The 12,543-nt window shown below is 42.3% G+C and carries 3 protein-coding genes; all 3 read right to left on the bottom strand.

Annotated features, from left to right (window positions below; translation table 11 throughout):
- Positions 1-2,781: S8 family serine peptidase (locus tag BM008_RS14445; RefSeq protein WP_091938283.1), on the bottom strand; the 2,781-nt coding region annotated here is incomplete at its 3' end.
- A gap of 184 nt (positions 2,782-2,965) precedes the next feature.
- Positions 2,966-8,113 carry a cobaltochelatase subunit CobN gene (locus BM008_RS14440; protein ID WP_091938282.1) on the bottom strand — a complete coding sequence of 1,716 codons (5,148 nt, stop codon included), beginning with the start codon at positions 8,111-8,113 and terminating at the stop codon, positions 2,966-2,968.
- 137 nt (positions 8,114-8,250) lie between these two features.
- The coding region (gene cobN, locus BM008_RS14435; protein WP_143072377.1) for a cobaltochelatase subunit CobN at positions 8,251-12,543 on the bottom strand (4,293 nt) is incomplete at its 5' end.

Here is a 12,543-nt window from a genome sequence, read left to right as displayed (position 1 = left end):
GTCTTCTGCAGTAACTGTGTATGTCACTGGGTTTGTGAAGTCCTGCACCGCTCCGCTCAATGGTGCTATCGTTTGTCCTGTATGGCTGATCGTTGGGGTTAGTGTTGTTACATCTGTTCCATATGGTACTGTTATTTCAATGGTCTTAGCTGTCTGATCGATCGTTCCCGTTACAGCAGGACTTGTGAACTTGAAACTTGTTATTTCCTTTTCAGTATTCGGTTCGATATCTACCGTTACTGTATATTGTTCTGTTGATCCGTCTTCTGCAGTAACTGTGTATGTCACTGGGTTTGTGAAGTCCTGTGCTTCTCCACTCGCTGGTGCTACTGATTTTGCATTGTGTGTGATGGCTGGTTCTAGGTAAGAGGTGTCAGTTCCATAAGGCACACTTAGTTCTATAGTTCTTGCTAGGTTGTCTATTACGGTGTTTGCTACGGGGCTTGTTAGTCCAAAACTTGTAATTTCGGGACCGACATTGAATTCCCATCCATAGGTAAATTGCTGGCCAGTAATAGTTGAAGCGGTTACAGATGCATGATGCACACCAGCTTGGTAGGCACCAGGTGTTTGGTATTCTATCTCATACCCATCATCTATGTCTGTAGATGTAAACGTGACCGAAGCTCCATCTACCGTCATCTCTATGGAGCTTTCATCCACTCCTCCTGGGTGTACAACATCGGTTGATACAATGGTCATACTGGTGCTTGCAGATGAACCGTTCGCAGGGAATTCATTATTGTCACAGGTGAATGAGAATACGAGTGCGAAGGGCTGTGGTCCGTAATTAATACTATAGCCGTCGATCGTTACTGTATAATCTCCTTCTACTGTGCTGTCGATCTCAACACCTTCCACATTATTTATATGGTCAGGTCCATTGTTTCCATAATATGTTGCAGAAGGACCTATGATAGTCAGGTCAAGATCATTGATAAGTGTCTTATTTTCGTAAGGTAAAGATGGATGATCGGTCCACACGAGAGTGGCTCTTGCAGGTTGATCACTTTCCAGATAGTTATAGGGGTGACTCCATGATTCATCGGTCTCAAGGGAAATGTCATCATAATAAGCTATCACTTCGGGGTATGTTACTAGTATAGAATTCTCAACATCAACACGTCCCCAACCCTGTGAATTATCCGGTCTTCCGGATATTTCCTGTGTGGTCCCTTCTCCATATTGTCCAGGTGTCATATCATAGGCACCGTTGAGAAGGGTTGCTTTTAACAATGCAGCACTTGGGTCTGCAACATTTTCAATATCAGTGTAGTATTCTCTTATGATAGCTGCAGAACCTGCAACTATTGGAGTTGCCATACTTGTTCCGCTCATGTACAGGTAACTGGATGTTCCTGATGTATAGCTGGATTTAGTAGAGTATATCAGTGTACCTGGTGCAACTATATCTGGTTTGAACCTTCCGTCATCTGTAGGTCCTCTGCTACTGGTGGCAGCCATCCCGCTTATGTTATCTGCTTTATAGTCTCCGAAAATTGGAAGTTCACTGAAGATAGTTCCACCATACATATATGTCATATCTGGTCTATAATTTTCAGAGGAACCAACTGCAATGCAGTTCTTTGCAGTTGCAGGTGTGTTGATTGAATCCTTATCAACGACACCGTCTGCAGGATCAATGTCTTCTCCTTCATTACCTGCTGCCATTAAGATCAGCATATCAGGATTGTTCCATGAGAACTGATCTAAACGGTATGAATAATAGTCATATGCTCCGTCGGTGTCTGCACCCCAGCTATTGGAGTGTATCCTTGCTCCTTCATCGTAGGCTTGCTGGAAAATCTGGTCGATGTTGGTTGGTATTCCTTCAAGGTATGGTCCCGCTGCCTGGAATACCAATGATGCCTCAGGCGCCATACCTGCATACTGTCCATCGGACATTGCTCCGTTACCAAGTGCTGAACCTGTAACATGGGTACCATGGCCATTTGTATCCTGTGCTCCATATCCAAGATCAATAATGCTATCGATCCGACCTCTGATATCCAGATGTACTGTATCTTTGTTTCCTGTATCCAGGCCTGTATCGCAAATAGCTATAATTTGTCCGCTACCATTCAGTCCTGATGTATTGTGTACTGTATTGACATTGACTATATCAGATGCAACGTCATTGGATGTGGTGAGCTGTTTGTAGTTCTCTACCCAGCAGACCTCATCGATCGAAACAATTTCATCTATTTTAGTAGCTAGGATCTGGACTCTGAACATTCTCTCCGATCGTCCAATAATAGTTCCTCCTATTCCAATAATGTCTGTTGTGACCTTATCAGATCCTTCTTCATCAAATATCAGTACGATAATATCCAGAATATCTTCTGACCCCGATGCTATTTCAAAAGCAGAGGTTGTTACTACCTCATCTGTGTACTTATATTCCGGAAGGAATTCTCCACTCCAGTGAACGAATTCGAGCGATCCGACAAATGTTTTTTCAGTTCCGTTCATCCTGAGTACAAAAGCATTATCTGGGACATAGTCAAAGAATTCAGCCCCCATATTTTCAACTGTGTCCTTCCATTCTTCGGTGACCGGTCCATCGAATTGTACTATATAGTATTTCTCTGAATTATCCAGTGTTTCAGACGTTGAGGATGTTTCCATTACATTCTGCTCGGATGTGTTCTGACTTGCTATTTTGTCTGTGTCAATATTACCTGCTTTCAAATATATAGTGTTGCTATCGCTAGCATAAACCGTCATAGGTGAAAGTAGAATAATGATGATCGATATGAATATGACTGTTTTTAGATTCATGTCCCAACCTTTTTCGTACCACTTTTAAAATTAGAAATATCTATTTGCTAAATATATTCATTCAAACTGGTATATAAAAACAAACGACTATCTAAAAAATAATATATATTCGTTAGAAATATAAATATTGGACCAATTGGTACGAAATAAAAAGAAATGGCACTTCAGAAAGTGCCATTATATTTCAGAACTGTCTTCTTTTCCAGAATCCTACATAGATAGCTCCAAGTAATGCGATCACCAATACCGAAGCAATTATGTCTGATCCTGAAACCGCATAGGAACTTGACAATGTCTCTTCAGAAGGTGTGTCCTTCATCATCTCATAACCCTCGACATAGCTGTCTGAAGTAGACTTGGCAACATCTTCAGGGTTCATATTGACATTTTCTCCCATTCCAGTCTTTGTTGTTGCTGTCTGGTTAGATGTAGAGGATGCTGCCATTGATCTGGTAATGGAGTTTCCTGAGTGCCTTTCAGATATGGATAGTTCCGGGTCTGGAGTGACCTGAACATGATCCTCATCCTCGCTTGATGTATAGATGTCCAGATCTGTAGACTTAGCCATTATATCTTTGTATTGATCGACCTTATCCGGTTCCATATACAGTTCTGCCAGAGCAAGCATATACTCCTGGTTTGCAAGGTTACCACATGTATGGTGGCAGCATGCCGGGGATCCGGATTCAATTACTGAGTCAATGTATTCGTTGATAAGGTTGGACCTTTGCTCATCGGTCAGGTCCAATGAATCTTTCAGGTCAAGCTCAACAAAGTCAGCTACAATGGATTGGTATATTTCCGGATTTTCTTTCAGGAAATCACTCATCTTTTCATTGTTTATGTATGCATCATACAATTTATTCCAGTCTGAATCCGATACAAGGTCTGGTGTTGTATATTCCCATCCTTTCATGTATTCGATCATCTTTGAGATCTCTCTGGCACCTGCATAACCATACTCCATCATTCCTTCTTGCCACAATTCATTGAGGTATCTGGCATTCAACTCTTTGTTGAAAGCTTCACTAAGTGTAATGATCTCCTCACTGCCAACACTTGTGAAGTCAGCTACAAACAATGATGGAGCTGTACCTGTCAAGGTTCTCACAGCAAGTCCTAGTCCACCCAGATATTGGTAGTAGTCATCATTATCCGCAATACCGTAAAGGTTCGATGAATCACTATGGATGGCAGCATCTACGTTAATAAGATTCATTTTGAAAACATCTTCGTAATTGTCTCCCCAGACATCTGCACCATAGATGTTTGACATTCTGGCAATAAAGAGGTCTGCGATCTCAGATGTGTTCTCCCAGCTATCACTGGCTTCAACTGCCGATGTCACGCCAGTACCATAAGTGCCTGGAGCTTCACTGAATATCCTTGACCTTGAGATATAGTGTGCAACGGTTTCATTGTACCCGCTTTCCAGCATTGTATCTTCTATTATCAGAGAGTTCATCCTGACATAGTTCGTCTCATTGGTCTCATTCAGATTAGCAACTGCACGGACTGCATTATCCAGTAGTTCAAGCTGGAATGGGAATGTGTCACGGTAGAGTCCTGAAGGTATCATCAGCACATCGACCCTTGGATGTCCCAGTTCTTCAACAGGGATTATGTTATATTCTCCTGTAAGTCTGCCTGAACTTCTGACAGGTTCGACACCAAGCAGCTCATAGATCTGTGCTTCCATGAGTCCTTCATGACGCATGGTCTCTACAGACCAGAGGATGAAAGCTACCTTGTTCGGATATTCTCCATTCTCATCATAATATGAATCCAGCCAGGTATTGACAATTGCACGACCTGCAGCTTCTGTTTCCTCATCGGGTATCGTCCTCTGATCGAAGCTGTAGAAGTTTGTTCCTGTTGGTAATGCATCAGGATTACGTATCGGATCATTACCTGTGCCAGGTTCGATATATTCAGCGTTCAATGCCTTCAGGGTCTGGTCGATCTCTCTGGTGGTCTCTTCTAGGTCATCAGCATACTCGATTGCCAGTTCCAGGTCTGATGTGATCGTCTCATTTGTAACTCCAAGGATCTCTATCTGGGCATCTGTGGCATTAGCTCCATACAGCAACGTTGAATTCAAGAGCAAAGTAGCATCAGTACTTGCCTTACCTTCCAGTATTGTCTGTGATCCGCCACTCTGTGAAAGAACATCGTAGATGTGGTCTTTGAAGTCATCACCCAGCATTGACTTGACCATTGACACAAGCTTAAAGTCTTCAGGAGCCACACCAAACACATGCAGACCGTATGGTATTAGTTCATCCTGTATCTCATGAAGATAATTATGCAGAATACTGTCAAGGAAGTATTCAAAATCATCATCTGTCATTGCAGATAATTCTTCAGTTGAAACATCAAGTTCTTCCCCGAGGCTGAGTTCATCATATATCTGTATGGTGCTGTTGCGATAGAGTGCCATCATAATTACATTTTCATCATCTTTTGCATCCTCATAGTTATGGATCTTGTCATGCATGGTAGCAAGATTGCCGTAAAGTCCGGCTTCAACTATCGGAGGTGTAAGGTGAGAGATTATTACAGCATTTCCACGGCGTTTTGCCTGAGTTCCTTCTCCAACATTATCCATGATGTATGGGTAAATTACCGGTGTTTCGGCAACCATTATCGATGGGTAGTCATATCTCCAGAGTCCCACTTCTTTTCCAGGCAACCATTCCTGAGTACCGTGTGTACCGAAATGGATCAGAGCATCTGCATCGTATTCATTATTGATCCAGAAGTATGTTGCAAGGTACTGGTGTGTCGGAGGTATTGATTCATTGTGGTAGATCAGTGATTCATCTGAAAGGCCTGCTCTGGTTGGTTGAGGTATGAAGTTGATGTTACCAAGCTGTATTGTTGGTATCACGAAATACTGTCCACTCTCATTCTCATAGGTCATGACCTCACCGGGTGCAGTTCCCCATGTTCCTTCCACTTCATCACGTACGCTTTCAGGCAGAGTGTTGTACCATTCAAGGTATTCCTCAACTGGATACATCGTCACATAACCACTTTCAACAACCTTCTCCAGTTCACCTGGTGCCCATGTTCCTACATTCCTGCTCTCGATGAACAGGTCAATGAACTCACTGCCATTAGGAATGGAGTTGTTGCCAAGGTCATATCCCGCATTCTGCATTGAATCCATAAGCAATGTGAAACTTGAACCAATGTCAAGGTAGCTTGCACCAATATTGTTCTTACCACCTTCATGGTTGTAGTAAAGGATACTGATCTTCTTGTCAGTATTATCAGTCCTTCCGAGCTCTGCCCATGCAATTGCCCTGTTACAGAGCCACTCTACCTGATAATCAAGTGGTTCATAATAGTATTGTTCTGTTGTCTGGTTCTGAACTCTTCCAGCGATCCAGATGTAATCAGTAAGACCATCAATTTCAGCTTGTGTCACTTGCCATGGTATACAGCTAACACTTAGTCCATTGGTGCTGTTAATATAGTCCTCAGGTGTCTGATAATAATCCTGCACTGCTTTCAAGACCGGAACATTGTACACTTCCTGCAGGAACTCCACACCTTCTTCCTGATCGCCATAGTTCAGATAGAATCCTTTTACTGAAATGATGCTATCAACCAGTACTTCTCCATCTTTGATGAAGTAGTCTACATCATCAGTACACACTGTATATGTGGTGTAGATCACATTGCAACCTTGTGATTCAAGCTCTCTGATGATCGCATTCTCTGAGTTGAATGCAAGTTCGGTCTGACTGAACTTACCACCAATTATCCCGATGGTGGGTGCTGATGCATTATATCCATGATCTGCATACCATTCGAGATATTCTGTGCTGTCTGTGAATATCCTTGGGAATGCATCAGGATGATAGATGCCATCTGTGGGGATATCTGGTTCTGCAGGCTCTGCATATTGTATATAGACATTACCAAATGTAGCTCCAACCCTGCGGATCCAGTTCTCCATATTACTGTATCCGCTATTATAGAGATAATCAGTAAGTATGGAATTTTCATCGCTTTCCATGTCAAAGGTAGCGATACCATATACATCGGACAGCATTCCAAAAGTACCGATCTGGGCTCCACTGGCCTGTGCTTCAAGAAGTTCATCCTTGATCAAAGGAAGCTGGTTGGATCCGATCATATAAAGAATTATTACATCTTCATTCGTAAGGTCCATATCTGTGTTGTTTATGGCTTCCTCACCGTTCATAACAGTGATATTGAAACGGTCTGTGATAACATCCTTTTCATCCAGTACGAGGTTAAGGTAATAGACACTGGTATCCTGATTGAGTATGTATGTCACATTCATCTTTGGCTGGAGTATCTCTGGAGCATAGATCTCACTGGTCCACAGATCAGCAAATTTCTGTCCCATGACCTTGAGCATGTTCTCCATGTTCGTTTCACCACCCTGTATCCAGTATCTTTCAATTTCTGTGTAGTCATCTGAATACAGGTCAACATTTGTCAGAGTGATGTTCTCAGAAAGGTTGTAACCTATCACATATGCACCAGCAGCTCTTGCAGTATTAATGCTGCTTCTCCATGTGGTGTTCACAAGCTCCTCCGGCTGTGATCCAATAAAAATGACACCATATTGCGAGAAGTTGAAATTAGCTGGAACTTCATCAGTGGAAAGTATAGTTGTATTGAGCTCCAGGTCGATCTCTTCTGTTGAAGCAGCGGTAATAAGTCTATCTTTATTGAAGTCCGTGCCAAGGATGAACAGGAATTCCTCATAGTTCTTGTTTGATGAACCCCAGTTAGCAGTTAATGTAGGATGTCCACCATATTCCGTTGCAAGATAGATCAGAAGGTTCTCCGCATTCTCAAGTCCCTTACCTGAAGTATCAAGTCTATTGAAATAAACAGCTATTGTATCATTTGCATCAATATCATTTGCATCTTCGTAATATGCCCTGTAATCAAAGTAAGTAGGTACTGTTGGAAGTTTTGTCTTGATGCTCAACAGTGAGGTACCTGAGTCATGCGCAGACTTCAGCGAATCATTGATAAGTGTATAGGCATCACCGGAGACCATAGTACAAAATATAACATCCTGGGTTTCAAAAAATCCATTTTCTGCAGCTTCTATTACATCATCGCTTACACGTGGGTCTTTAGAAGAATCGTAATAGTTAATGTAAGTGAGATCAATGACATCACTGTATGGATTTGTCTGGCTTGCGGTTTCAAGTGCTTCACTTGGTTTATACGCAATGTAAGTTATGTTTATCTTCTCTTCATCCGCTGCAGCAACACTTGTTAGTGATACCAACAACAATATGCTTAATACTAATATTGACCTAATTTTTATTTGCATGTTATCCCCCGATAACGTGTCGTGACACTCCCTCTACTTGCTTGGCGGCGTAAGGGGGTGTCTGAATATTATTTTTTCCTATCCTATTCTAATGGTAGCATAAATTGAAAAGGCACCAAAAAGGTGCCTATTATTCTTCAGAACTGTCTTCTCTTCCAGAATCCTACATATATTGCCCCCAGTAAAGCCAGTACAAATACGGATGCGAGGATATCTGATCCTGATATTGATGGACTGTTGCTTACTGTGTTGGTAGAAACAGTTTCCTTTGTCATCTCATATCCTTCAACATAACTATCCTCAACAGGTGACCGCATTGATGCTTCTTCTTCCAGCAGATCTCCGGCTCCTGTGTTGCTATAGGTGGTCTGGTTGCCTCCATTGTTCTCGACAACGTTCAGTTCGGTTCCGGTTTTACTGGAACTGCTACTGACGCTTGTAGTTTTCACATCCTGCGTGGAGGTATCATCAGTCGATCCAGCACCTCTTACTTCAGCCATGATCTCATTATAATCGTCCATTTTGTCCTTTGAGACCTCTATCCTTTCGGAGTCAATAAGACTCTGAATGAACTCATCAAGAAGAGGATTACCACATGTGTGATGGCAGCATGTGACTCCGTGTTCTATCACAGTATCCAGATATTCGTTCACAAGATTCTCGAGGACCTCATCTGATGGGTTCCAGTGATCAGTACGGATGACATCGATCAGCCTTCCGGTTATTGATCCATATGCATAAGGATTTGCATCTTTCATCCATTCGGATACTTCGCTATCTGCTACAAATGTATCATAGACATTGTCCCACATGTCATCTGTGACAAGATCAGGTGTCAACACCTCTATTCCCCAGAGATTCTCAACAAATTCCATCATCATTCTGGCGCCTTCATATCCATGGTTCATCCAGCCTTCAATGTTCATATCACTGAATACTGTATACAGTTCATTTTCAAGATATGTCTCGATGTCCTCCATCGTAAGGTCGTCTGGATTTTCAAGGTTCGCAATGAGGATATCGGGCATTTCTCCAGTTAGCTCTTTTATGGCATTGGCCAAACCTGATACATACTGGTAGAAGTCATCAGTATTTGTAGCACCATATGTACTGGAACTTCTACTGTGGACGATCACATCTGTCCCATTCAATGCATTCTCAAAGACAACAGTATTCTCTATTTCAATATCCTCTCCTGTCTGGAGCTTGATGTATTCCCCGATGGTCTGTCCCCAGATATTCTGTCCGTAGATGTAACACATCTTATTGATGTAAAGTTCTGCAAGTTCAGTACTATTATTATTAGTTGAAACTGCATTTGACATTCCGGTTCCATAGGCACCAGGTGCAGGTCCGAATATTCTGAACTGTGCAATATCAAGTGACAGGCTCTCATTTTCTATTGACCCATTGTAAATGAGTTTAAGAGCATCAGTATTCTGTTTTACATAGTTAGGACAATCTGCTGTCTCTTCCTGTTCATAAGCAAGTCTTACTGCCTTATCTAGAAGTTCGACCTTTCCGGGGAACGTGTCCCTGTAAAGACCTGAGATCTGTATAAGCACATCAACACGTGGTCTTCCAAGTTCGGAGGAATTCAATGCAACCAGTCCTGCAACTTCTCCGTCATCCCATACAGGCTCTATGCCCATCAGATAGAGTATTTGTGATTCCATGATGCCTTCATGGCGTGTTGTTTCACCTGCCCAGAGAATGTATCCCACCTTTGTTGGATATTCTCCGTTCTCAGCATAGTATTCTGCAAGCCACGCATCAATGAGTTCTACGGCATTGTCCCATGCTGCTTTTGAAGGTATAAGGTCTTCATCAAAGGAGTAGAAGTTCCTTCCTGAAGGCAATGTTTCCGGTTTCTGCACAGGGTCACCACCAAGGTTACCTTCTATGTATTCTCCGTCCATTGCATTGAGTACCTGTTGTACTTCATTGTCAGCTTCTCCCAGCAATTCTGCGTGATTTATGGACGTGTTCAGTTCTTCATCGATCTCTGTAGTTGAAGTTCCCAGTATCTGTATCTGGGCTTCTGTTGAGGGTATATCCTCAAGTAATACAAGAGTTAGCAGGTCAGTTGATGCATTATAAGATGTATTGTACATTTCGATCATTTCTGAGAAGTCATCTCCCATCATAGAGTTGACCATTCCTACAAGCTCTTCTCCTTCTGGAGCTTCTCCAAGTATATGCAGCCCATACGGCATGGAAAGACTCTTAAGATCTGTAAGTACTTCATCTACTTCCTCAAGGAAAGTATCAATTGTTTCATTACTTTCTGCCAGGCTCATGTTTACCTTGTCATCAAGTCCAAGTTCAATCGTGAGGTTGACTATCTCATAGAAATGTACCTGCTTGTATTCATCTTCTGCAACTGATGTCCTGTATGAGGTGATCTCACTGCTAAGTGTCGCGTAATCACCATATAGGCCAGCAGATACTACAGGAGGTATCAAATGGTCGATGATCACTGCGTTACCTCTGCGTTTTGCCTGTATTCCTTCCCCCAATCCATCCATTACGTAAGGATAGATCACGGGTATGTCCCCTGTCATAATTGCAGGCCACTCCTCTGCCAGAAGACCGAATTCCTTTCCAGGAAGCCATTCTACAGTTCCGTGTCTTCCCATGTTGACCATGACATCGGCATCGAACTCATGCTGTAACCAGAGGTAGAATGCAATGTACTGGTGGTGCGGTGGCAGTTCCGTATCGTGATAAAGCACTTCATCATCCTGCAACCATCCTCTTGTTGGCTGTGGTGCAAGGATCACATTGTCACTGATGCTTATCTTCGGGATGACGATGAACCTGTCCTCATTGTCATCTGTGTAGACCATGATCTCGCCAGGTGCCTCACCCCACATCTCTATGACCTCGTCCCTTCTCTCTTCTGGGAGCTCGTTGAACCATGAAAGGTAGGTACTTTCAGGAATGAGTTCCACTTCTCCTGTTTCCACCATTGTCTCAAGTTCTCCCGGAGCCCACGTTCCTACATTTCTTCCCTGATGGACGATAAGGTCTACAAGTTCTGTCTTGTTTGGGATCAGGTTGCTGTTGATGTCATATCCTTCAGTTTCCATCCCTTCAAGAAGGTTCACGATACTGGGCATGACCTCAAGATATGATGCACCGATGTTGTCCTTTCCACCACCATGGTTGTAGTAGATAATGACAACCTTCTTGTCAGCTTCATTTTCCAGACCAAGATCCGCCTGTGCAATTGCACGATCTGTAAGCCAGTCTATCTGCTCATCCACGGCAATATATGCTTCTGTAGTACCATCTCCAAACTGTATCGTCTCTTCAGCACCGATCATGATCGGATCAATAACTCCTTCACCTTCAGGTCGATAGATCCTGTTCATGTTGCCAGCTGGTAACGGGGTATTTGAGTTCTCCCATTCCGAAATATTCATGGCCGTATTCAGAACAGCATTCATTACAGGTACGTCAAGCTCTTCAAGGTCGAAGTAACTTCCACGATAATGGAATGAAACTACAACGTCTACCTTTGTTGCTTCACTGTGGTTAAGGTATTGATCAATTGGAACATCCGTATCACCGAAGCAGGCTATCACATTGACTCCTTTGTCCTCAAAACTTTCTATGAGTTTGTCAATAGGATCGATATTTATCAGATAATATGATGAGTAAAAAGTTATGCCTACTGTCGGCATATTCTCGTCAAATGCATGACCATCTGTCCTATTGGAATACCAACTAAAGTATTCTTCAGCATCAATCATCATGTATTCAGGAAGTTTATCTTCTATTGCGGGATGATAGATGGCAGTTTCAACTTCAACCGGTTCTTCGACTGTGAGGTCATCACGCCCATAATATTCCTTTGCAAGGTAAAATACGAGGTTATCAAGGTTTTCTTCTTCTACAACAGTACCTGACCAATATGATCCGAGGTGGTCTTTAAAGTCATCTGCGTCATTATCAAAGCGTGATGGAATTGCATAATCACTTTCAGGCAAGTATGTGTTCTTACCGATCACAAGTGCTCCGTTGTCTATAGCAAACTGGACCGGATCTTCTAATTCAGGAGCTGTCTGTGTAACCATTGCAATATAGATTATATCTGTATTGTTGAGATCAATATTCTCAGGTAATTCATCAGTAACATAGTATGTAGTCGTAATATTATAGGTTGAATTTGAGTTAAGTCTCTGGCTAAAATTAGTAAGCTGTGTCTTATAAGATGAGTATCCTGTTATAATAGAGACGTTCAAATGTGGAGCATTACTTATTTCTACAGTTCCTTTTTGTTTTAATAAAACCAAGTCACTTACTTTGTAGTTATTACCGGTCATTCCGGCACTATATGTGGCGCCTTCGATCGTTGATTTATCTAAATATGCCAGCACTTTGTTCTCATCTATTACGGAGTTCTTTTCCAGTTCTATTTCCAG

Source organism: Methanolobus profundi, assembly GCF_900114835.1.
GTDB lineage: Archaea > Halobacteriota > Methanosarcinia > Methanosarcinales > Methanosarcinaceae > Methanolobus > Methanolobus profundi.
Note: the sequence above shows the minus strand (reverse complement) of the source record. Positions and strands in the feature narration are given on the sequence as shown.

Bases quoted from the DNA above. Each gene is read 5' to 3' on its own strand.
- BM008_RS14440 (WP_091938282.1), bottom strand. From the start codon at position 8,113: ATGCAAATAAAAATTAGGTCAATATTAGTATTAAGCATATTGTTGTTG.